This window comes from Kitasatospora sp. NPDC090308 (genome assembly GCF_044769485.1).
Lineage (GTDB): Bacteria > Actinomycetota > Actinomycetes > Streptomycetales > Streptomycetaceae > Kitasatospora > Kitasatospora fiedleri.
In genome coordinates this window covers 20,225-40,829 of sequence record NZ_JBIVXY010000021.1, presented here as the reverse complement: position 1 = coordinate 40,829, position 20,605 = coordinate 20,225, and the positions used below count along the sequence as shown (strand labels likewise).

Annotated in this window: 21 protein-coding genes; 11 read left to right on the top strand and 10 right to left on the bottom strand. The window is 73.3% G+C overall.

Going from position 1 to position 20,605, the window contains the following annotated elements:
• Positions 1 to 18: 18 nt before the first annotated feature.
• Entirely contained in the window at positions 19 to 2,073 is a 2,055-nt protein-coding gene (locus ACIQVD_RS31535) for a protease pro-enzyme activation domain-containing protein (protein WP_402292452.1), read from the bottom strand.
• A gap of 402 nt (positions 2,074 to 2,475) precedes the next feature.
• Between ACIQVD_RS31535 and ACIQVD_RS31530 the strand changes: the two genes are divergently transcribed.
• On the top strand, positions 2,476 to 3,726 hold the full coding sequence (locus ACIQVD_RS31530) for an amidohydrolase (RefSeq protein WP_402292451.1): 1,251 nt from the start codon (positions 2,476 to 2,478) through the stop codon (positions 3,724 to 3,726).
• A gap of 325 nt (positions 3,727 to 4,051) precedes the next feature.
• Positions 4,052 to 5,113, top strand: a complete 1,062-nt coding sequence (locus tag ACIQVD_RS31525) for a BMP family ABC transporter substrate-binding protein (RefSeq protein ID WP_100837928.1) — start codon at positions 4,052 to 4,054, stop codon at positions 5,111 to 5,113.
• A gap of 436 nt (positions 5,114 to 5,549) precedes the next feature.
• Here ACIQVD_RS31525 and ACIQVD_RS31520 read toward each other — a convergent pair whose 3' ends face one another.
• From ACIQVD_RS31520 to ACIQVD_RS31510, 3 genes are all read right to left on the bottom strand, one after another.
• Complete coding sequence (locus ACIQVD_RS31520; protein WP_400684256.1) at positions 5,550 to 6,017, bottom strand: ATP-binding protein; 468 nt, start codon at positions 6,015 to 6,017, stop codon at positions 5,550 to 5,552.
• A 136-nt stretch (positions 6,018 to 6,153) separates the two neighbouring features.
• Positions 6,154 to 6,522 (bottom strand): STAS domain-containing protein, encoded by a 369-nt coding sequence (locus ACIQVD_RS31515; protein WP_100839160.1) that lies wholly within the window; start codon positions 6,520 to 6,522, stop codon positions 6,154 to 6,156.
• Positions 6,523 to 6,654: 132 nt separating this feature from the next.
• Positions 6,655 to 7,482: an RNA polymerase sigma factor SigF gene (locus tag ACIQVD_RS31510; protein ID WP_400684260.1), complete on the bottom strand. Its 828-nt coding sequence runs from the start codon at positions 7,480 to 7,482 to the stop codon at positions 6,655 to 6,657.
• Between the two features lie 341 nt (positions 7,483 to 7,823).
• Between ACIQVD_RS31510 and ACIQVD_RS31505 the strand changes: the two genes are divergently transcribed.
• Positions 7,824 to 8,195 (top strand): hypothetical protein, encoded by a 372-nt coding sequence (locus tag ACIQVD_RS31505; RefSeq protein WP_100839158.1) that lies wholly within the window; start codon positions 7,824 to 7,826, stop codon positions 8,193 to 8,195.
• A 331-nt stretch (positions 8,196 to 8,526) separates the two neighbouring features.
• The gene (locus ACIQVD_RS31500; protein ID WP_159073251.1) at positions 8,527 to 8,922 is read left to right on the top strand and encodes an SsgA family sporulation/cell division regulator; all 396 of its coding nucleotides are present in this window, start codon (positions 8,527 to 8,529) and stop codon (positions 8,920 to 8,922) included.
• A 77-nt stretch (positions 8,923 to 8,999) separates the two neighbouring features.
• On the opposite strand, the gene ACIQVD_RS31495 is transcribed toward ACIQVD_RS31500, so the two are convergent.
• The gene (locus ACIQVD_RS31495) at positions 9,000 to 9,356 is read right to left on the bottom strand and encodes a PRC-barrel domain-containing protein (protein WP_400684264.1); all 357 of its coding nucleotides are present in this window, start codon (positions 9,354 to 9,356) and stop codon (positions 9,000 to 9,002) included.
• A 96-nt stretch (positions 9,357 to 9,452) separates the two neighbouring features.
• Positions 9,453 to 9,923 (bottom strand): MarR family transcriptional regulator, encoded by a 471-nt coding sequence (locus ACIQVD_RS31490; RefSeq protein WP_402292450.1) that lies wholly within the window; start codon positions 9,921 to 9,923, stop codon positions 9,453 to 9,455.
• 162 nt (positions 9,924 to 10,085) lie between these two features.
• Between ACIQVD_RS31490 and ACIQVD_RS31485 the strand changes: the two genes are divergently transcribed.
• Positions 10,086 to 10,940 carry an SAM-dependent methyltransferase gene (locus ACIQVD_RS31485; protein WP_402292449.1) on the top strand — a complete coding sequence of 285 codons (855 nt, stop codon included), beginning with the start codon at positions 10,086 to 10,088 and terminating at the stop codon, positions 10,938 to 10,940.
• A gap of 172 nt (positions 10,941 to 11,112) precedes the next feature.
• On the opposite strand, the gene ACIQVD_RS31480 is transcribed toward ACIQVD_RS31485, so the two are convergent.
• From ACIQVD_RS31480 to ACIQVD_RS31470, 3 genes are all read right to left on the bottom strand, one after another.
• Positions 11,113 to 12,969: a cellulase family glycosylhydrolase gene (locus tag ACIQVD_RS31480; protein ID WP_402292448.1), complete on the bottom strand. Its 1,857-nt coding sequence runs from the start codon at positions 12,967 to 12,969 to the stop codon at positions 11,113 to 11,115.
• A gap of 456 nt (positions 12,970 to 13,425) precedes the next feature.
• Positions 13,426 to 13,608 carry a 4-oxalocrotonate tautomerase DmpI gene (dmpI, locus tag ACIQVD_RS31475; protein ID WP_402292447.1) on the bottom strand — a complete coding sequence of 61 codons (183 nt, stop codon included), beginning with the start codon at positions 13,606 to 13,608 and terminating at the stop codon, positions 13,426 to 13,428.
• Between the two features lie 101 nt (positions 13,609 to 13,709).
• Complete coding sequence (locus ACIQVD_RS31470; protein WP_402292446.1) at positions 13,710 to 14,645, bottom strand: LysR substrate-binding domain-containing protein; 936 nt, start codon at positions 14,643 to 14,645, stop codon at positions 13,710 to 13,712.
• A 206-nt stretch (positions 14,646 to 14,851) separates the two neighbouring features.
• On the opposite strand from ACIQVD_RS31470, the gene ACIQVD_RS31465 reads away from it, so the two are divergent.
• The 3 genes from ACIQVD_RS31465 to ACIQVD_RS31455 all read left to right on the top strand — a co-directional run bounded on the left by ACIQVD_RS31465 (position 14,852) and on the right by ACIQVD_RS31455 (position 16,982).
• Complete coding sequence (locus ACIQVD_RS31465; RefSeq protein WP_400684278.1) at positions 14,852 to 15,790, top strand: TIGR01777 family oxidoreductase; 939 nt, start codon at positions 14,852 to 14,854, stop codon at positions 15,788 to 15,790.
• A 64-nt stretch (positions 15,791 to 15,854) separates the two neighbouring features.
• Complete coding sequence (locus tag ACIQVD_RS31460) at positions 15,855 to 16,295, top strand: hypothetical protein (RefSeq protein ID WP_400684280.1); 441 nt, start codon at positions 15,855 to 15,857, stop codon at positions 16,293 to 16,295.
• A gap of 90 nt (positions 16,296 to 16,385) precedes the next feature.
• Entirely contained in the window at positions 16,386 to 16,982 is a 597-nt protein-coding gene (locus ACIQVD_RS31455; RefSeq protein WP_402292445.1) for a hypothetical protein, read from the top strand.
• Positions 16,983 to 17,056: 74 nt separating this feature from the next.
• Here ACIQVD_RS31455 and ACIQVD_RS31450 read toward each other — a convergent pair whose 3' ends face one another.
• The gene (locus ACIQVD_RS31450; RefSeq protein WP_400684285.1) at positions 17,057 to 17,716 is read right to left on the bottom strand and encodes an NADPH-dependent F420 reductase; all 660 of its coding nucleotides are present in this window, start codon (positions 17,714 to 17,716) and stop codon (positions 17,057 to 17,059) included.
• A 103-nt stretch (positions 17,717 to 17,819) separates the two neighbouring features.
• Here ACIQVD_RS31450 and ACIQVD_RS31445 point away from each other — a divergent pair, with 103 nt between their 5' ends.
• From ACIQVD_RS31445 to ACIQVD_RS31435, 3 genes are all read left to right on the top strand, one after another.
• Positions 17,820 to 18,188, top strand: a complete 369-nt coding sequence (locus tag ACIQVD_RS31445; protein WP_400684287.1) for a winged helix-turn-helix transcriptional regulator — start codon at positions 17,820 to 17,822, stop codon at positions 18,186 to 18,188.
• Positions 18,189 to 18,536: 348 nt separating this feature from the next.
• Complete coding sequence (locus tag ACIQVD_RS31440; protein ID WP_402292444.1) at positions 18,537 to 19,613, top strand: hypothetical protein; 1,077 nt, start codon at positions 18,537 to 18,539, stop codon at positions 19,611 to 19,613.
• A complete protein-coding gene (locus ACIQVD_RS31435; protein ID WP_400684291.1) occupies positions 19,610 to 20,563 on the top strand; it encodes a hypothetical protein in 954 nt (317 codons plus the stop codon). The genes ACIQVD_RS31440 and ACIQVD_RS31435 overlap by 4 nt, the downstream gene beginning before the upstream one ends.
• Positions 20,564 to 20,605: the final 42 nt, after the last annotated feature.

The window sequence follows — 20,605 nt, the reverse complement described above, 5'->3', positions numbered from 1 at the left end:
CCGCCGCGTTGCCGGCGGTTACTTCTTGATGGTGAAGGACTTGAAGAAGTCCTTGCCCGGGGAGCCCAGGCCGGTGGCGGTGTCGTAGCCCTTCGAGGCCGACAGGCCGTAGTCCGCGCCGATCTTGTAGAGGCGGACCCGGAGCGAGCCGCTCACCACGCCGAGGTCGACGACGTTGCCGCGCTTGGTGTGGACGGCGCCGTCGTTGACGTCGTTGAACGCCTTGGTGCCGGCCCGGTCGTAGAGGGCCGGGTTGGCGAAGCCGAGGGCGCGGCCGCCGCGGGCCTGGATCGCGTTGGCGAACATCGCGGCGGTCTCCGGGGCGGAGACCGAGGTGCCGCCGTAGCCGCCCTCGCTGTAGGCGCCGCCGTCGGTGAAGCCGACCAGGGTGGCGGCCACCAGGTCACCGCTCATCGCGATGTCGGGGGTGGCGCGCAGCGGCGTCCTGGACTTGGTGCCGTCGGCCGCGGTCTTGGAGACCTTGTCCGGGACGACGCCCTGCTGGTACCACGGCTGGGCGAAGTCCTTGGAGACACCGCCGCCGCCGCCGAAGTAGAAGGTGCCGGGGAACGGGCTCCAGGACTTCTGGTCGGCGGAGAGCACCGAGCGCAGGTCGCCCATCGAGACCTCGTCGCCGTACTTGCCGCCCTTGTTGTCGAGCTGGAGGGCGGTGCCGCCGACCGAGGTGACCCACGGGGAGGCGGACGGCCAGTCGGCCTGGGCCTGGTTGGTCTCGGTCTGGCAGTTGGCGCCGGTGGCGGCCGCGCCCGGGGAGCTGTCGCCGCAGTCGCCGGAGGAGAAGGTGAAGCCGATGCCGGTCACCGCGCCGAGCTGGAATATCTGGTTGTCGGCGGCGACCACGGCCGGGTCGATGTCGCCGGTGGTGCCGTGCATGATCTCGCCCCAGGAGTTGGAGACCACGTCGGCCAGGTGCTCGTCGACGACCTTGGCCATCGCGTCGTACAGGTCCTCGTCGTAGCAGGAGTTGCCGCCGACGTAGACGACCTGCGCGTCGGGCGCCAGGCCGTGCACCATCTCGACGTCGAGCGCCTCCTCGCCGGCCCAGCCGGCGGCGCCGCCGCACTCGTCCTCGTGGGTCCACTTGTCCGGGGTGACGTACTCGGTGTACTGGCCCGGCTTGAACGGCTGGTCGCCGTGCAGGGAGGAGAAGTGGTCCGCGTCCTGCTCCATGGTGGACAGGCCGTAGGCGTCGATGATCGCGACCCGGGCGCCCTTGCCGGTGACCTTGGCGTCGCTGACGCCGTACGCCTTGCGCAGCTGGGACGGGACGTACGAGCAGGGGGCGAAGGGCTCGTTCTTCTCGTAGCCGTCCGGGGCGCCCTTGGCGGTCTTGGAGCCGTAGCCGTCCTCGGAGCAGGTCGGCACGTCCGGCAGGGTGGCCGGGGCCTTCTTGTCGGGGGCGGCGAGCCGGGAGGCGGCGTTCGCGCGCTGCTCGGCCTCGCGCACCGAGGTGGCGTTCGAGCTGTTCTTGTGGATCGCGTCGGCCAGGCCGGAGACGGCCAGCACCGAGCCGGCCACCGCGGCGGGGACCTTGGCGTCCGAGGCGGGCGCGCGGTGGGTGCCGTCCGCGGTGCGGTAGTTGTGGAAACCGGTGCCGAAGGCCTTGGCCATCGCGGCGGTGGAGCCGGCCACCTGCACGTAGTGGTTCGTGCTGGCGGAGACGGTCAGGCCCGCGCCGGTCACCCAGTCGGTGACGGCCTTGACCTGCTGCGGGGTGGCGCCGAACTTCGCCTGGACCTGGTCGGAGGACAGGTACTGGCCGTAGGCCGGGGAGTTCGGGTCGGAGACCGCTTTGGCGAGCGCGGCCAGGCCGCTGGCGTCCCGGCCGGCCAGGTAGATCCGGGCGGTGGCCGGGGCGGCCGCGTCGGCGGCGCCGGCGTCGGCCTGCGGGGTGGCCCACTCGGGGTGGGTGCCGGGCAGGGCCTGGGCGCTGTCGCCGGCCGGGGTGGCGGCGGAGGCCGGAACGGCCGCGCCGAGGGTGGTGAGGATCAGTGCGGCGGCGACGGCGGCCGGAGCGATGCTCTGGGCGAGCTTGTTGCGCGCGATGGGCACGTCGGGTCCCCCCTTCTCGGTTCGATGGAGCGTCAGCTGCCCCTCGTGAGGGCGTGACGGGGCGCGCCGCGAGCGGAAGACCCCCCACCGCGGCACCGGAGTTGACTGTGCGAAAGCTGTCTATGCGGACTGATGTACGCCACTCAAGAGCACGTCCGAAAGCTTTACCCCGGCATGACCCGATCGGGGGGAAACGTTTGGCCGCCGCGCTCCGGGGCCCGCACGGAGCAGCCGCCGTGTCCGATGACCGGTGCGGTTCGTTGCACAGGGCCAGGGGGGCCGGAACGAAGGGCGGGCCGAAACGAAGTGTCTTACCCATCCCGGCAGCCGCCATGCACCCATCCGGTGATCAGTTCTCCGGAACCCGGGCCAAAACCGCACGACCGGCCTACCCTTGACAAGGTGAACGCTCCCCAGCCGGCAGCCGCCGCCACCGTCACCGCCGCCCGTCCGCCCGCCGACCTGCGCGCCCGGGTGGCGTCGTACCGGGCCGAGTTGATCGAGCTGCGCCGTGACCTCCACCGGCACCCCGAGCTCGGCCGCCAGGAGTTCCGCACCACCCGGCTGCTGCGCGAGCGGCTGGTCGCCGCCGGGCTGGAGCCGCGGGTGCTGCCCGGCGGCACCGGGCTGCTGGTGGACCTCGTCCCGCCGGGCACCGCGCCGGGCACCCCGCTGCTCGCGTTCCGGGCCGACATCGACGCGCTGCCGATCGACGACGCCAAGCAGGACGTGCCGTACCGCTCCACGCTCCCCGGCCGGGCGCACGCCTGCGGCCACGACGTGCACACCGCGGTGGTGCTCGGCACCGGCCTGGTGCTGGCCCAGGCGCTGGCCGCGGGGGAGCTGTCCCGCCCGGTGCGGCTGATCTTCCAGCCCGCCGAGGAGATGATGCCCGGCGGCGCGCTGGACGTGATCGCGGCCGGCGGGATGGAGGGGGTCGGCCGGATCTTCGCCGTGCACTGCGACCCCAAGGTGGCGGTCGGCCGGATCGGGCTGAAGGCCGGGGCGATCACCTCGGCCTGCGACAAGGTGCGGATCTCGCTGGACGGCCCGGGCGGGCACACCGCCCGCCCGCACCTGACCACCGACCTGGTCACCGCGGTGGCCAAGCTGGCCGCCGAGCTGCCCGCCGGGCTCTCCCGCCGGATGGACCCGCGCTGGGGGGTCTCGCTGGTGTGGGGGCGGATCGCGGCCGGCTCCGCGCCGAACGTGATCCCGCAGCACGCCGAGCTGGAGGGCACCGTCCGCTGCCTGGAGCTGGCCGGCTGGCGGGAGGCGCCGGAGGTGCTGGAGGAGCTGGTCGCGCACCTGGCCGAGACCCACCGCGCCAAGTGGTCCCTCGACTACCACCGGGGCGTGCCGCCGGTGGTCAACGAGGCCGCCTCGATCGACCAGCTGGAGGCGGCGATGAACGCCCGGTTCGCCGAGGGGCGCGGCCCGGTGGTCGAACCCACCGAGCAGAGCCTGGGCGGCGAGGACTTCTCCTGGTACCTGGAGCACGCCCCGGGCGCGCTGGCCCGGCTCGGCGTCCGCGGCCCGCACGAGAAGGGCGCCCGGGACCTCCACCAGGGCGACTTCGACGCGGACGAGCGGGCGATCGGGATCGGCGTCGAGCTGTTCGCCGCGCTGGCGCTGGAGCACGCCCGGACCTGACCGGGCGCGAGCGCGGGGAGCCCGGGGCCGCCGCCCCGGGCTCCCCGCGGTTCCGGCGCGGCGCCTTCCCGGCTCCCGGGCGGGGGCGTGGCGGCGAGGCGCCTTCTCGGCCCCCGGGCAGGGGGCGTAGCGTGGTGGACCGATACCAGCCGGTAAGGAACGCAGGGTTGGCCATGTGTGCGGCTATGTCCGGATTTGCCTGGGCGTACGACCACATTTTGATAACAACCCGGACGCCCCCGCAGGCCGTAACACAACCGTGTTCTACGCGCGTTACGGTGGCGCACGACCACGCCAACCGGGTGTGTGAGAAGGAGAAACTCCCTTGCGCCGTTCACTCAAGCTCGCCGCGGCAGTGCTCTCGGGTTCCCTGGGCATCGCCTCGCTCGCCGCCTGCGGCGCAAAGAGCACCGACAACAACTCCACCTCCTCCTCGGCCGGTGCGGGCAGCTCCAGCTTCAAGGTCGGCATGGCCTACGACATCGGCGGCCGCGGCGACCAGTCCTTCAACGACTCCGCCGCGCGCGGCCTGGACCAGGCCAAGACCGACCTGGGCGCCACCATCACCGAGGCCGAGGCCAAGTCGGGCGAGTCGGAGGGCGACAAGGAGCAGCGCCTGAAGTCCCTGGTCACCGGCGGCTTCAACCCGATCATCGCGGTGGGCTTCGTCTACCAGGACGCGGTGAACAAGGTCGCCGCCGAGAACCCGAACGTGAAGTTCGCGATCATCGACTCCTCCTCGGCCGACCAGCCGAAGAACGTCACCTCGCTGACCTTCTCCGAGGAGCAGGGCTCCTTCCTGGCGGGCGTGGCCGCCGCCAACAAGTCGAAGGCCAAGCACGTCGGCTTCATCGGCGGCGTGCAGTCCGAGCTGATCAAGAAGTTCGAGGCCGGCTACACCGCGGGCGCCAAGTCCGTCGACCCGAACATCCAGGTCGACGTGACCTACCTGACCACCCCGCCGGACTTCACCGGCTTCGCCGACCCGGGCAAGGGCAAGCAGGCCGCCCAGGGCCAGCTCGACAAGGGCGCGGACGTCATCTACTCGGCGGCCGGCTCCTCCGGCACCGGCGCGATCGAGGCCGTCTCCGCCGCCGGCAAGTGGGCCATCGGCGTCGACTCCGACCAGGCCAAGCAGCCCGCCCTGGACAAGTACAAGGACCACATCCTCACCTCGATGGTGAAGAACGTGGACAAGGCCGTCTTCACCTACGTCAAGTCGGCGAAGGACAACAGCACCCAGGGCGGCGTGCAGAACTTCGACCTGAAGGCGGGCGGCGTGTCGCTGGCCACCACCGGTGGCTACATCGACGACATCAAGGCCAAGATCGACGCCGCCACCCAGCAGATCACCAGCGGCCAGACCACGGTCCCGACCGCCCCGTAAGGCCGGTCCGGCCCACCGCCGGTCCGACCCGATCGCACGGCAGGGGCCCGGGCGGGGGCGCCCCCGCGCGCCCCCCCCGGCCCCCGCCCGGTGCCCCCCCCGCCCCCCCCCCCCCCCCCCCCCCCCCCCCCCCCCCCCCGCCCCCCCCCCCCCCCCCCCCCCCCCCCCCCCCCCCCCCCCCCCCCCCCCCCCCACACCCCCCCCCCCCCCCCCCCCCCCCCCCCCCCCCCCCCCCCCGGGGGCGCCCCCCCCCCCCCGCCCGGACGCTCGGACCCAGAGACGCGCCGGCGCACCGGCGCGGAGACGCACAGACGCAGAACGGAGGCGGTCCCCGGAACGAACGGGGACCGCCTCCGTTCTGCGCGGCGTCACGACTGGACGCGCGCTGCACGAGGTGCGGGTGGTGCGGACCCGGGCGGGTGGGCCCGGGGTGGGGCTAAGCGAGCAGCCGGGTGGCGTCGATCTCCGCCCAGATGGACTTGCCCTGGGCGTGCCGGTCCGCGCCCCAGCGGTCGGCGGTGCGCTGCACGATGTACAGCCCGTGTCCGCCGGGCAGGCCGGGACGGTGCGGGGTGCGCAGCTCGGGCAGGACCTCGGACGCGTCGCTGACCTCGATCCGCAGCCGGTCGGGCGTCGCGTGGAGGACCAGCTCCAGCGGGCCGCCGGCGTGCAGCATCGCGTTGCCGACCAGTTCGGCGACCAGCAGGACGACGTCCTCGGCGAGGTCCGGGTCGGGCGGCGTGGACCACGACCAGTCGCCCAGTGCCTCAGCGGTGAACCCCCGGGCCCGGGCCACCGGGCGCGGAACGCCCGCCAGTCGCAGGCGTCGGCGCTGCCCGCCGGGGGGCAGCGCCGCCCCCGCGTCCGGACGGTCGCCGTCCAGGGTGCCCCGGCTCGGTGTCACGTGCGGGTTCCCTTCGTTCTCGACGGCGCTCTCACAGCTTGCTCTCACGGGTCGGTTTCCCGGCCGCGCCCGGATTATGCCCGGTGCGACCGACGGTACGGATACAGCAGGTGGCCGGTGGCCCGGGAGGGGCCGGTCAGCTGTCTGCCGCGAGGGCGGCGTCCACGCTTTCATGGATAGTGAACACCGCCTTCGCGCCGGTTAGTTCGAGCAGGTGTCGGACCGATCCGGAGAGTGCTGCCAGGTGGAAGGACAGCCCCCTGTCGGCGGCCGCCATCCGGGTCTGGAGCAGCAGGTTCAATCCGGACGAGTCACAGAAATCGACCCGCCCCAGGTCGACGACCAGCGCCGGGGGGCGCTCGGCGACCAGTAGGTCGAGCGCCTCCCGAGCGGGGGTCAGGGTTTCGATGTCCAGGTCGCCTGAGAGCACGCACACGGCTGCTCTGGAGGGCGTACGCCACACATCGACCGCCAGGGGGGCCACGGGCATGTTCTCGGCTGGCATCCTCGTCCTGTTCCCTCTCGACCGATCTGCCTCGACCTTACGCACTGTCGGGCGTGTCGGTCGAGACGGGGTGCCCGGTGTGGTCGGTGCGGACGGCGGGGGCCGCCGCAACAACGAGAGTTGACGTGCCTGTCAGTTGGTCGCGTCCAGGCCGGTGCGGAGCCGGGCCAGGGTGCGGGACAGCAGGCGGGACACGTGCATCTGGGACAGCCCGAGGCGGGCGCCGATCTGCGACTGGGTGAGGTCCTCGCTGAAGCGCATGGCCAGGATCTGCCGGTCCCGCTCGGGGAGTTGGGCGATCAGCGGCTTCAGCGCGACGAGGTTCTCCACCAGCGCGAACCGGCCGTCCACCTGGCCGAGGCGCTCGGCGGGCTGCTGCCCGTCGCCCTCGCCCGGGGAGGTCAGGTCGAGCGATCCGGCGGTGTGCGCGTTCGCGGCGGCCAGGCCCTCGATGACCTCTTCCTCGGAGATCGAGAGGTACTCGGCGAGGTCGGCGACGGTCGGTTCCCGGTCCAGGGTCTGGGCCAGCGCGTCCTGCGCCTTCGCCAGGTCCAGGCGCAGCTCCTGGAGCCGGCGCGGCACGTGCACGGACCAGGTGGTGTCCCGGAAGTGGCGGCGTATCTCACCGACGATGGTGGGGACCGCGTACGTGGTGAACTCGACGCCCAGCTCGGGGTCGAACCGGTCGATCGCCTTGATCAGGCCGACCGAGCCGACCTGCATCAGGTCGTCGTAGGGCTCCTTGCTGTGGCCGAAACGCCGGATCGCGAACCGGACCAGGGTCAGGTTCAATTCGATCAGGGTGTTCCGGACGTAGCTGAACTCCCGGGTGCCCTCCTCCAGGCGGGCCAGCCGGCGCAGCAGCACCCTGGTCAGCTCGCGGGCGTCGGCCGGGCTGGTGTTCGCCGGGTCGGCGAGCAGCGCCGGGTCGAGCCCGGAGAGACGGACGGGGGTGGGCATGGAGGCCGGGGCGAACGATCCGGGGTGATCGTCGGTCCCGGGGTGGTCGGAGGGGGCCTCTACAGGGGCAGTCAGGAGAAGTTCATCAGTGGGCACGGGGATGCCAGTCCTTTCCTCGTCTCCGGCCGGTCCGTCCCCGGGTACCCGGCCGATCGCCGACCATGCCTACCGCATGTGTGAAGGTTCGGTGAAGGGTACGCCGGGGGTGATTCCGGGGTGGCTTCAGAGCATTGCACACCGAAATGGCTACCGAACGCGCATAGGTGGCGACGGGTGGGGCAAGCGGCCCTCGGACGCGGACCGCACCCGGCGGCCGCACCCCGGCGGAGGAGGGAACATCCATGGGCCGGATCGAGGAATCCATCGAGATCGACGCGCCGATCGGCGACGTCTACCGCGAGTGGACCGACTACTCGCCGCTGCCGGAGTGCATGCGCGGCGGGGCCGGGCGCGGTGCCACCGCGACCGAGGTGCTGCCGCCCGACCGGATCGCCTGGAGCGGCGGCCCCGACCTGCCCGGACACTCCGGCGTGGTCACCTTCCACCGCGCCGCCGACCAGGCCACCCGGCTGATGCTCCAGCTCGACACCGAACCCCACGGGCTGTGGGACCACCTGGTCGAGGGCCTCGGCTTCACCGACCGCCGGGTCATAGACGAACTCGCCGCCTTCAAGGCCCATGTCGAAGGCCACCGGCAGCACATGGCGGCCTGAGTGCCCGGTGTCTGCCGGGCTGCCGGGCGCCTGTCGGGTGCCTGGCTGGTGCGTACCGCTCTGTTGGGGGCGGGAGTTCGCGCCGCAATGGGTAGTCGTGATCGCGATGGGCGCTCATGACTGTTAGAGCCTCTTACTGTCGTGCTCAAGCATCGGCACTGCGAGAGGCTGTTGCGATTGCAACAAGCACTAACGATTGCGATGGGTCGGTGCGTGCGCGATAGGGACTCGCGCCCGTGATGCCCACTTGTGGCTGCGAGAGGCGTCGCACTCGCTCGCCCACCCCGCTCGACTGTCCGCCCGTCTGCGAGAAACGGAAGGGAGCACCGCCATGGGTCCTGTGACCGAGCAGATCACCCTGCACCTGCTCATCCCCGACGGCTCCACCGTCGCCCTCGACACCGACTGGCGCTACCGGCCCGACGACCCGTACGCGGTGCGTCTCGACTTCGGGGAGCGGGCCGCCGGGGCCAGCTGGGTGCTGTCCCGGGAGATGCTGCTGGCCTCGCTGTGCGGGCCGGTCGGAGAGGGCGACATCCGCTTCACGCCGATCGACGGCGGGCTGCTCCGCCTGGTGCTCGGTCGTGCGGGCGACTCGGTGGTGCTCACCGTCGACCGTGCCGAGCTGGCCGCGTTCCTCACCGCCACCACCGAGTCGGTGCCGCTGGGCAAGGAGTCCGAGCGGATCGACTGGGACGGCGGGCTGGCCGGGCTGCTGTCGGCCTGACGCGTCGGCCCGGTACGCCGGGCCTGACGCCGAGCCTGTCGTCGTGCTGTCGCCCGCCGGGGTCCGCGGTTCGCGGTTCAGCGGCGGGCGAGGCGTCGTTCGCCGCCCGCGCCGGTGGCGTAGTCGAGGTGGTAGTGCGCGAAGACCTCGGGCTCCTGTTCGGCGGTGAGCACGTCGTCCGTGCCGATGGACGGCGCGTTCTTCACGTCGCCGCGGCCGAACGGCACCCGCAGGTAGTCGGGGCCCGCCACCGCGTCCGTGATCGGGACGAACACCAGCCGGTGCCGGCCCGGGAGGCCGACCGTCACGGTGGCGAAGGAGGGTGCGTCGGTGGCGGTGTCGACGTAGACGTTCTCCAGGCTGCCGATCTTCTTGCCGTCCTGGTCGACCACGTCGTGGTTGCGCCACTCCCGGATGTCGGCGATCTGGATCATTCACGGCCTCCGTGGGCTGGGCTCGGACCCCGATGGGCATCGGTCCGTTCCATGCTCACCGACGGGGGCGGGCGCCGCCCGTCCGGACGCCTGCCGTTAGCCCTGATCGGCGGGCGGCGGCCCTGCCGCGTCGGGCGGGGCGGGTACGGGCGGGCCGGGGAGCAGCAGGGCGGCGAGTTCGTCGAGCAGTTCGGCGGCCCGCCGGGCCTGGGCGGGGTCGGCGAGTGCCTTGGCGAGGAGCGGTTCGGCGGGGCGGGTGGCCCGGGCGCGGACGTAGCCGCGGGCGAGGGTGGAGACGGACAGCAGGGTGCGGCGTCCGTCGGCGGGGTCGGGGGCGGCGTCCAGCAGGCCGCGTTCGCGCAGGCGGGCGACCGAGGTGGAGACGTGGCTCTGGGCGAAGCCGGTGCGGACCCGGATGTCCTGCACCGAGCTGCCGGGGTGCTGGTACACGTCGGAGATCACTGCGATCTCGCCCGGGGTGAGCGTCGCCGAGGCGTGGTCGGTGACCATCGCCCGGCCCAGTTCGGTGAGCCGCTTGCCCAGTCGCAGAAGCCGTACGCCGTCCATGGCGGACAGGCTACCGCGCCACTGCATCCCCGCCGATGCATCTGCCCGGATGTATTGGCGGGGATGTATCGGCAGGGATGTGTCCGCGAAGATGCGTCTGGGCGGATGCGTTCCGAGAGATCCATCTTCACAGATGCATCTGCGGCGATGTAGTTTACGGGCATGACGACGAACGAGCCTGCGGGCTCCGACCCAGGCACGTCCCGCGCCGCCCAGTTGAGCCCCGTCTCGCGCACCGCGCTCGCGGTGGCCCGGGTCCGCGCCTACGAGAGCAGCCGACCGGAGCCGCTGTTCACCGACCCGTACGCGCTGGCGTTCATCGCGGCCTCCGGGACCCCGATGCCCACCGCCGCACCGGCCGGGCCGCTCGCCCGGTGGCTGGTGGCCCGGGGGATCATGCGCACCCGCTTCTACGACGACCGGCTGCTCGCCGCTGCCGCCGACGGCGGTCAGGTGGTGGTGCTGGCGGCCGGGCTCGACACCCGGGCCTACCGGCTGGCCTGGCCGCCCGGTACCCGGCTGTTCGAGATCGACCTGCCGGCCGTCCTCGACTTCAAGCAGGAGGTCCTCGACGAGCAGGGGGCCGAGGCGAGCTGCGCCCGCACCGCGCTGCCCGCCGACCTGGCCGATCCCGCCTGGGCGAACCGGCTGCTGGCGGCCGGGTTCGACCCCGGGCGGCCCACCAGCTGGCTGGCCGAGGGGCTGCTGGTCTACCTGGAGGCCGACCAGGCCGCCCGACTCCTCACCACCGTGGGCGAGTTGTCGGCCCCCGGCAGCCGGCTGCTGACCGAGCAGGGCCGCGACGTCTCCCGGGTCGCCGCCGAGGGCGCCCTCGGCGAGATGACCGCCCTGTGGCGCGGGGGTCTCGGAGCCGGTACCGCCGACTGGCTGGACGCGCACGGCTGGCGGACCGAGTACACCGCGATCGCCGATCTCGCCGCCGCGCTCGGACGCGGACTCCCGTCCACCGGGAGCTTCGACGGCTCCGGGTTCCTGGAGGCCTGGCGCGAGGGCTGAACCACCCTGCCGGGTAGGCCCGTTCGGCAGCTGCCCGGACCCGGACCCGGACCCTGACCCCGACCCGGACCCGGACCCTGACCCGGGCGCACACCGGCGCGTTCACCGCCGACCGGACGAACCGGCCGACGGTGAACGCGCGTTGAGCGGAGCGGGTGAGCAAGTCGGCGGATCAGGAGGTGGCGGTGCACACCGCCGTCGCGGTCGCCGCGGCCGACGCGTCGGTCCGGGTCGCCTGGACGCCGAAGGAGGTGGAGGCCGCCGGGGCCAGCGCCCCGTTGTAGGACAGGTTCGTCGCGGTGACGGTCTGCCCGCTGCGGGTCACGTTCGCGCTCCAACTGCTGCTGATCTGGAGGCTGGTGGGCCACGTCCAGGAGACCTGCCAGCCCTTGACGGACACGCTGCCGGTGTTGGTGACGGTGACCGTCGCGGTCAGGCCGCTGCCCCAGTCGTTCAGGCTGATCGCCGCCGCGCACCCGGCGTTCGTCCCGCCGCCGCCGGTCGCGGTGGTCGCCGTCACCGCGGCCGAGGCCGCCGAGACGTTGCCCGCCGCGTCCTTCGCCCGAACGGTGTAGCCGTACGCCGTCGCCGCGCTCAACCCGCTGTCCGTGTAGGAGGTCGAGGCCGTCGAGGCGACCTTCGCGCCGTTGCGGTACACGTCGTAGCCGGTGACCGCGGTGTTGTCGGTGGACGCCGTCCAGGACAGCGACACGCTGCTCGCGGTGGTGCCGGTGACCGTCAACCCGCCCGGGACGGACGGGGCCTGGGTGTCGCCGCCCGGATTGCCGCCGGTGGAGGAGCCGAAGCCCGGGGCCTTGACCGAGGCCAGGTAGCCGTCCTTGACCGTGTTGACCGTCGTCCAGTCGTCGTTCAGGATGCCGCCGGTGTCACCGGAGTTGGGGTTCCACGACCAGAACGTCCACTGGAAGGAGTCCGCGCCGGACGTCGCGGTCGGACGCAGGTACTGCACCAGCGCCTTCAACCACGCCTGGTCGACGGTGGACTGGAGCGTGGTGCCGAACTCGCCGACCCACACCGGGGCGATGTTCTGGTTGAACAGGTAGCCCCAGTTCTTGTCCCAGACGCCCGGCATGTTCGACGGGAAGCTCGGGTCGGAGAACCAGGTCTGCTGCGCCACGCTGGTCGCGTAGTCGTGCGCTGAGTACACCACCCGGTTGGGGACGCTCAGTTGGACCGGGTACTGCCCCGCGCCCTGGAGGTTGCCGCCCCACCAGTACGAGCTGCCGTTGAAGCTCTGCACGCCCTCGACGAAGACCAGCAGCTTCGGGTTGGCCGACAGCACCGCCTCGCCGCCGCGCTGGGCGGCCAGCCGCCAGTCGGTGGCGAGGTCGCCGCAGCCCCAACAGGCCGGGTCGTGCGGCTCGTTGTGCAGGTCGATGCCGATCACGGCGGAGTTGTTCGCGTACCGGGCGGCGATCGACTTGAGGTTCGCCAGCCAGGTCGACTCCGGCACCGCGGAGGTGTACCAGAGCGCCGACTGGCCGCCGGAGTCCGGGCGGTGGCGGTCCAGGATGACCTTCATGCCGACGTTGCCCGCGTAGGCGACCAGCTTGTCCATCACGCCGAGCGAGTTGAGGCCGACCAGGTCGGCGTTCATCCCGCTCGCGGTGTTGATGCTGGCCGGGGTGGTGCCCTTGAAGATGTCGTCGCTGTACGGCAGTCGGATGGTGTTGTAGCCGAGCGACTTCATCTGGTCGATCATCGACTTGTAGTCGCGGCTCCACAGGCCGTGGACCACGTAGTTGCCGGTTTCGAAGCCGAACCAGTTGATGCCCGCGATCCGCACCGGGTTCCCGGCCTCGTCCAGGATCTGCCGGCCGCTGGTGTGCCAGTAGCCGGCCCCGGCGGCGGCTGCGGCGGTGGTCGTGACGGTGGTCGTCGGGGTGGTCGTGGCGGCGTGGGCCGTGGGGGCCGCCGGGGCGGAGAGCGTGGCGACGAGCGCGGCGGCCAGGGCTGCGGCGCAGCCCGCCAGGCGGCGCGACAGGCGCCGGTGCAGCTGGAGGCGCATGGGTCTCGTTCCTCTCTGGACGCGGGTGGGGACGTCCGGTGGGGGTGGGGTGGTCCGAGACGTTCGTGGTGGGGGAAGATCGGGAGCGCTCCCACCTATCGCCCTCGCGGGCTTGCCATATGAAGCCAGACCGGACAGGGCATCGTCAAGAGTCTTGGGAGCGCTCCCACTTGAGGGCGGCGGTCCGCCCCGGCGCGATGAAACGTACATCGCGGCGGGAGGCCGGGGCGGCCGGGGCGGCCCGGGCGGTCGCCGCCCGGCGGTGCGAGGTCGTCGCCGGGGTGGTCTTCCGGTACTGGCGCGCACACCAGGAGCCGGGCCGGCGGCGGGCACCCTGGGTGCGGCCGCCGGGGGAGTGAGGCGGGCAGGTGCCGCCCCTGGGGCGGGCGTCCCGGGCGTCCCGGGCATCCCGGGCGGGCGAGGGCGGTGGGGTCCGGCGCCCGCCCGGGGCGGGGGCTACTGGTCGGCGGTGAGCTTGCCGGCCTTGCCCCAGTTCTCGGCCGGGTACTCCTGGATCCACACCAGCACGCTCTCGGCCTGGCACTCCAGGGTCTCCACGAAGGCCGCGGTGATCCGCTCGACCAGTTCGCGCTTCTGCTCGACCTGGCGCGGGCCCTGCTGAATGGTGACGATCGGCATCTTCGGCTCCTGTGGTCCGTCCTGCGGGCCGGTCCTTCCGGCCGACACCAGTCCACCGGATCGGCCCGTCCGCACCCAGACCCGGTTCGCTCTCGCAGCGATCACGAACCCTGATCGTCACTGGTGGGAGCGGGTGCGGACGTGGCAGGTGCGGACGTGGCAGGTGCGGACGGTCGGCGGCAGGCGGTCAGGAGCAGCCGGGGCGGCGGGGCGGAGCGCCGGACGGCGAGGGACACCGGCAGGGCCAGCGGGGTGCGGCAGGGGCGGAAGGCGATCCGACGGGTGTTGGTCATCAGGGCGTTGGCGGCGTACACCACCGTCCACAGCGGGGCGCCGGTGCCGATCGCGGCGAGGGTGTTCTGCAGGGTGCTGTGCGCCGGGCCGAGCAGCGGCCGGAACCCGGCCCGGGCGCAGGCGTCCGTCACCAGGTCGACCAGGGTGGGGTGGTTGCGGCGCTCGGTCAGCAGCAGGGGCAGGTCGGCGAGGTCGGCGAGGTCGATCTCGGGCCGGTCGGCGAGGGGGTGCCCGGCGGGCAGGGCGATCACCAACTCGTCCTGCCAGAGCGGGAGGTAGCGCAGGTCCGGGTCCCGCTCCGGGACGGCGCCGCGGACGAAGGCGGCGTCCAGCCGGCCGTCCGCGAGGCGGGCCAGCCGTTCCCGGACGGGGGCGGAGTGCAGTTCGACGTGCACGGTCGGGGCCTGGTGGCGGTAGGCGTCCAGGATGTCGTCGAGCCGCTCCCCGAGTCCGGTGACGGTGCCGAGCCGGAGCACGGTGGGTGCGGCCAGGTCGGCGGCGAGGGCCCGGGCCGCGTCCTCGGCCGCCAGCACGTTCCGGGCCGCGGGCAGGAAGCGCTCGCCCGCCGGGGTCAGGCGCACGTGGCGCGGCGAGCGGTCGAACAGCTCGACCTTCAACTCCCGCTCCAGCCTCCGCACCTGCTGGCTCACGGCGGGCTGGCCGAGCAGCAGCCGCTCGGCGGCCCGCCCGAAGTGCAACTCCTCCGCGACGGCGACGAAGCAGCGCAACTGCCGTAGCTCCACGCGGTCCCCCTGGTTCACGGCTCGACATCTCGGTATCTCGCTATCTCGACATTCCGGTATCCGGCACTCCGGCGTTCCGGCACTCCGGTCCCGTGGTCGACGGGAACCATGCTCGCAGCAGGGCGGGAGGGAGCTGCGGGAGGGAGCCGTCGAGGAACCGCGAAACAGAATTGAACGCGTTCAAGAATCGGAGTACGTTCTTCTCCGTGAAGTACGTGATACCCGGCGGGACCGGGCAGGTCGGCACACTGCTGGAACGCGCCCTGCGCGCCGGCGGCCACCAGGTGGTGCTCCTCACCCGGACGCCCACCGCCCCGCACCACACGGCCTGGGACGGCCGGACCCTCGGCCCCTGGGCCGAGCAGCTGGACGGTGCCGACGTCGTGGTCAACCTGGCCGGGCGGACGGTCAGCTGCCGCTACACGCCGGAGAACCTCCGGCAGATGATGGACTCCCGGGTCGACTCGACGCGGGTGGTCGGCGAGGCGATCGCCGCCGCGGCCCGCCCGCCCCGGGTCTGGCTCCAGATGAGCACGGCGACGGTGTACGCGCACCGCTTCGACGCCCCGAACGACGAGGCGACCGGCATCATCGGCGGCACCGAGCCGGACGTCCCGCACTACTGGGAGTACAGCGTCCGGATCGCCCGGAACTGGGAGGCCGCGCAGGACGCCGCCGCGACGCCCGCCACCCGGAAGGTCGCGCTGCGCAGCGCCATGGTCTTCAGCCCGGACCGGGGCGGTGTCTTCGACGTGCTGTCCCGGCTGGCCCGGCTCGGCCTGGGCGGACCGGTCGCGGGCGGGCGGCAGTACGTCTCCTGGATCCACGAGCACGACTTCGTCCGGGCCGTGCGGTTCCTGGTCGAGCACGGGGAACTGACCGGCCCGGTCAACCTGGCCGCCCCGAACCCGCTCCCGCAACGGGAGTTGATGCGGGAGCTGCGGCGCGCGAACGGCATGCCGGTGGGCCTGCCGGCCACCCGCCGGATGGCCGAGCTCGGCGCGTTCGCCCTGCGGACCGACACCGAACTGCTGCTGAAGAGCCGCCGGGTGGTGCCGGGACGGCTGCTGGGGGCGGGCTTCGCCTTCGACTTCCCGCACTGTGCCGACGCCGCGCGCGAGTTGGTGGCCCGCCGCAGGTCGTAGCGTCGGGGAGGGCCGGCTGTGTCGCGCCCTCCGGGGTGTCGGAGGGCCCTGCCAGGATGAGGCCGTGGACACGGATGCGCGGCAACAGCAGCGGACGGGTGACGGCGGGGCCGTCTCCGAGGAGCTGAGGACGTTCCTGCGCGGAGCCGTCGGGGACGGTCCGACGGTGCTGCTCGGGTGCGCGTGCGAGGACTGCGGCGGGCGGGTGTTCACCGTCCGGGTGGACGACCTGGAGGGCTGCGCCGGGCGCGAGTGCGTGCGCTGCAGGGGGCAGGTCCTCCTCGCGGACAGCGCGGAGGTGTGGCAGGAGGCCGACCCGGAGGTGGCCGAATGCCCGTGCGGGGGAGACGAGTTCGAGGCGGCGGTGGCGTTCGCGCTGACGGCCGACGGCGCGGTCCGCTGGGTGACGGTGGGGCTGCGCTGCCAACGGGACGGTACGGCCGGGGTCTACGTCGACTGGAAGATCGACTACGCCCCGGCGGACCACCTGCTGCGCGCCGTGTGAGAGTGCCGGGGGCGGGAGGCGGGCCGGGGCTCCGAAGAGTGCCCTGGTAGATTGCGGCACCCTGCCGGCGGGGCGGGAGAGGAGTGACAGATGACCGGAGTGTCCGAATTCGGGTCCGGGTCCGGTGCCGGGACCGGCGCCAAGGGCGGCGGTGACCGGGACCGGGAGCTGGACGGCCTCTACGAGGCGTTCGCGGCCCGCACCCGGGGCACGCCCTACACCGTGACCCGCAGCGAGGACGGGCTGCTGCTCCGACTCGACCTCGCGGACCGGCACTGGCGCGGCTTCCTGTACGAGCACCGGATCTCCACCGACTACCGGATCGCCCTGCGCTTCGACCCGGTGGCCCGCACCTACACCCGTGAGCAGCAGCTCACCGAGCTGAGCTGGCGGGCGGGCCCCGGCCCCGGCGGGCCGGAGGTGTCGGCCTCGCGCAGCAGCGTGCGGGGCACCGTCATCCACAAGGAGGTCCGGCGGTTCCGCACGGTCGGCCCGGACGGGGTCACCGCCGCCGAATACCGCTTCGACTCCGGCGAGTTGACCGACCTGGTCGCCGAAGTGATGGACGGCACCGGCTGGACCCGCCGGATGGACCGCTCCACCCGGATCGGCCTGACCGTGGCCGGATCGGTGCTCGGCGCGATCGTGCTGGCCGGGCTGGTCGTGGCGGCCGTCCTGCTGCTCTGACCGCGACCGAGGCGGCGACAAGTACGGGCGACGGGGCGGCGGGTGACGGATGACGGGCGCCGGGTGCCGATCGGTCAGTCGGACTCGCGGGCGGGCCCGGAGGCGTAGGCGAGTGGGGGCGCGATCGCCTGGACGTCCGCGCCCGTGCCGACCCACAGGCCGATGAAGAGGGCGGCGGTGGCCTCCAGCAGCCCGGCCCGGTCGAGGCCGCCGGCGAGGGCCGGGGTGCAGCCCAGGTCCGCGACCAGGGCGGAGACCCGGGCCAGGGACCCGGGGTCGTCGCCGCACAGCGGGACGGTGAGCGGGCGGCCGTCGAAGACCGGCGGACGCATCCGCCAGACGTCCTCGTGGCACAGGTTGAACGCCTTCACCACCTGTGCGCGGGGCGCGGCGGACGCCAACTGCTCGGCGGCGGAAGGACCGTGGCCGGTCAGCAGGCGGAAGCCGGGGCCGACCGGGTTGGTGCAGTCGACCAGGGTCCGCCCCGCGAGCGGTTCGGCCAGCTCCCGGACGACCTCCGTGCCCGCGCCGAACGGCAGCGCGACCAGCACGACTTCGGCGTCCGCCACCGCCGCGCGCAGGTCGCCGGAGCGGGCCCCCGCCCCGATCCGGTCGGCGGCGCGCCGGGCCCGGGCCAGGTCGCGCCCGCCGACGGTGAGCCGGTGCCCGGCCCGTGCCCAGTGGGTGCCCAGCGCGTCCGCCATGGCGCCCGTGCCCAGAATGCCGATCCGCATCGACTGACTCCCGTCCGTTCCGTGTGATCCCGTGGGTGACGGCCGCGTGAAGGCGGCGGCCTCGGATGCGAGCCTAGGGAGGCGGTCGGGCACCATTCGGTACGTGACCACCGATCCGCTGCTCGCCGACTGCCGGGCCCGCCTCGCCTTCGACCTGCTCTCCCACACCTGGAACGCCGTCCTGCTCTGGGCGTTGCGCGAGGGCCCGTACCGGCCCGTCGAGCTGCGCGAACGGATCGGCGGGATCAGCTCCAAGGTGCTCACCGAGACGCTGCGCCGCCTCCAGTACAACGGCCTGGTCGACCGCCACCCGCCGCGCCCCGACCGTCCCGGCGTGGCCTACGAACTCACCGCGCTGGGACGCAGCCTGCTGCCCGCCATCGACGCCTTCGGCGCGTGGGCCTTCGAGCACGGCGACGAGGTGATGGCCGCGCAGGAGGCCGCCGAGCGGGCGGGCGGTCCGGTGGTGTGACGCGGTGCTTGCTGGGACGGCGGGGCCGAACCGTCTGCCGTCTGCCGTCTGCCGTCTGCCGTCGTCCGTCGTCCGTTCGGAGAGTCCGCGGTGTCGTGGGACGACGGGGAACGTGTCCGCACCGCCGCCGAGTTGCGGGCCGACCCGGAGCCGGCCGGCGTTCCGGTGGCCGCGAGCCGGTGCCGACGTCCCACCGGGTGACGGCCCATCGAATGGCGCACCCGCGACGACGACCGTTCGCCCGCGATCCGAAGCTCGCGGAGGATGGGCGGAGGGGGGCCGTCCGCGGGCCCGGGGTCCGTTCGGACGGCTCGGTACGGGGGTCGTCGACGAGTGAGGAGCGCATCCGTGGTTGGTTCCGCATGCCCGCGACCGGTCCGCAGGACGGGCCGGTACGCCGCCCTGGTGCCCGGGGCCGCACTGGCCGGGCTGGCCGCCGGGTTGGCCGGGCCGCTCGTCCTGGCGCCGTTCGCCCTACCGGCCGCTGCCGCCGCCACCGCCACCAGCACGGAGGCTGACGGGGCGGCGGAGGCCCCGGGAGAGGCCGGAGGGGCCGGAGGGACCGGGGCGTTCGGGCGGACGGCGCTGCCGCCGATGCCGGAGCCCGAGGCGTACGACGGCGAGACCCGGCTGGCCTCGCCCGCCGAGGTCGCCGGGCAGTGCGACCGGCCCGGCAGTTGCACGTTCCGGGTGACGGACCGGGTCGTCGGGCTGTTCGGCAGCGCGGTCGCCTCGATCGGCAACGCGGCGATCAACTGCACCGGCGACGACATGGAGATCGACCGCACCCTGACGGTGGCCAGCAGCAGCACCGACAACATCAGCGGCTCGATCTCCGGCAAGGCCACGGTCACCGGCAGCATCGACACCACGGTGACCGCCTCCGCGCAGGGCAGCCTGACGGCGGGCACGACCAACGGCACCACCCAGTACGGGCCGAACAAGGACAAGGGGCCGTCCACCGAGGACAAGTTCCAGGACAGCACCGAGGCCACCGGCACCGTGGCCGGCTCCAACGCCCTCCACCTGGGTGCCAAGGCCGGCTTCGAGCTGGCCTTCCAGGCGTCCTACGCCAAGCAGTGGCAAGCCTCCGTCAGCGAGTCCACCCGGGTGGTGTTCACCGTGTCCGCCAACGACGAGATCCAGTTCGGCGCGCTCACCGCCGTCACCCGGGTGGTCGGCGTCCTGTCGGTGAACCACACCGGGCGGTTCATCAAGAACGTGGTGGTGGACAGCCCGTCCGTCGCCACCGCCAGCTCCATCGTCGCGCAGACCTTCTCCCGCCCGGACGTCTGCCTGTCGCTGCGCCCGCCGGGCCGGGCGGTGGCGGGGCCGGGCCCGCTGGAGGTGGCGCCGGAGCCGCCGGGGCGGGTGCCGGACGCGGTGTACACCCGTACCGCCGAGGGCACTTGGAGCAAGCGGTGAAGCGGGGCGCGGCACTGGCCGCCGCACTGCTGACGGTCGGCGGACCGGCCTCCGGAGCGGCCTTCGCGGACGGGGCGGCGGTGTCGCCGCAGGCCCCGCAGGCGGCCGTCGAGGAGCTGGTGGCGCAGGCCTTCGACGGCGACACCCCGCTGCCGGACGCCGTCGCCGTCGCGCACGGCTGCGGGCGCGACTACGGGTGCAGCTTCCGGTTCCTCCCCGGACTGGCGGCCGAGCGGACCGCTGCCGTGGTCTCGGTCGGCAACACCGTCATCAACTGCACCAACAAGAAGATCGACGTCTACCGCACGGTGGTGCTGGAGTCGAGCACCACCGACAACCTGGCCGGCGAGATCTCCGGCTCGGCCACCGTCGAGGGAACGATCGACAACACCACCGACGTGTCCGGGACGGCGGCGGGCTCCAGCAAGACCGAGACCTCGCACACCGACCAGACCGCGCCCAAGGACACCGGCCCCAACACCGACACCAGCAGCGGCAGTTCGACCAGCGTCAGCGGCAGCGCCACCGCCGCGGGCCAGCTCAAGCTGAGCGCCACCGCGGCCTTCGAGCTCGCCTTCAAGGCCGCCTACTCGCACGAGTGGAAGCGCACCAACACCGAGACCACCCAGGTGAAGTTCACCGTCGGCATCGGCGACGAGCTGCAGTTCGGCATGCTCAGCGCGATGACCCGGACGGTCGGCGTGCTGTCGGTCGACGACACCGGCACGACGGTCAAGAACATCCTGGTGACCAGCCCGTCCAGCAGCAACATCAGCACCGTGGTCGCCCAGACCTTCGACGCCAAGGACTACTGCCTGACCCTGCGCCCGAAACGGGCCCTGCCCGGTGCCGAGGAGGGCGTGTACGAGGGTGCCCCGCACCCGGCCGGTGAGCGCCCGCGGGCGCGGTACCGGCTGACGGACGGCCGGGAGTGGGCCCGGACCGACTGACCGGCCCCGGACCGGCCCCGGACCGGCTTCGGGCCCGGTGGG

Bases quoted from the DNA above. Each gene is read 5' to 3' on its own strand.
- ACIQVD_RS31515 (WP_100839160.1), bottom strand. From the start codon at position 6,522: ATGCCAGCCGAGAACATGCCCGTGGCCCCCCTGGCGGTCGATGTGTGG.
- ACIQVD_RS31510 (WP_400684260.1), bottom strand. From the start codon at position 7,482: ATGCCCACCCCCGTCCGTCTCTCCGGGCTCGACCCGGCGCTGCTCGCC.
- ACIQVD_RS31505 (WP_100839158.1), top strand. From the start codon at position 7,824: ATGGGCCGGATCGAGGAATCCATCGAGATCGACGCGCCGATCGGCGAC.
- ACIQVD_RS31500 (WP_159073251.1), top strand. From the start codon at position 8,527: ATGGGTCCTGTGACCGAGCAGATCACCCTGCACCTGCTCATCCCCGAC.
- ACIQVD_RS31495 (WP_400684264.1), bottom strand. From the start codon at position 9,356: ATGATCCAGATCGCCGACATCCGGGAGTGGCGCAACCACGACGTGGTC.
- ACIQVD_RS31490 (WP_402292450.1), bottom strand. From the start codon at position 9,923: ATGGACGGCGTACGGCTTCTGCGACTGGGCAAGCGGCTCACCGAACTG.
- ACIQVD_RS31485 (WP_402292449.1), top strand. From the start codon at position 10,086: ATGACGACGAACGAGCCTGCGGGCTCCGACCCAGGCACGTCCCGCGCC.
- ACIQVD_RS31480 (WP_402292448.1), bottom strand. From the start codon at position 12,969: ATGCGCCTCCAGCTGCACCGGCGCCTGTCGCGCCGCCTGGCGGGCTGC.
- dmpI (WP_402292447.1), bottom strand. From the start codon at position 13,608: ATGCCGATCGTCACCATTCAGCAGGGCCCGCGCCAGGTCGAGCAGAAG.
- ACIQVD_RS31455 (WP_402292445.1), top strand. From the start codon at position 16,386: ATGACCGGAGTGTCCGAATTCGGGTCCGGGTCCGGTGCCGGGACCGGC.
- ACIQVD_RS31450 (WP_400684285.1), bottom strand. From the start codon at position 17,716: ATGCGGATCGGCATTCTGGGCACGGGCGCCATGGCGGACGCGCTGGGC.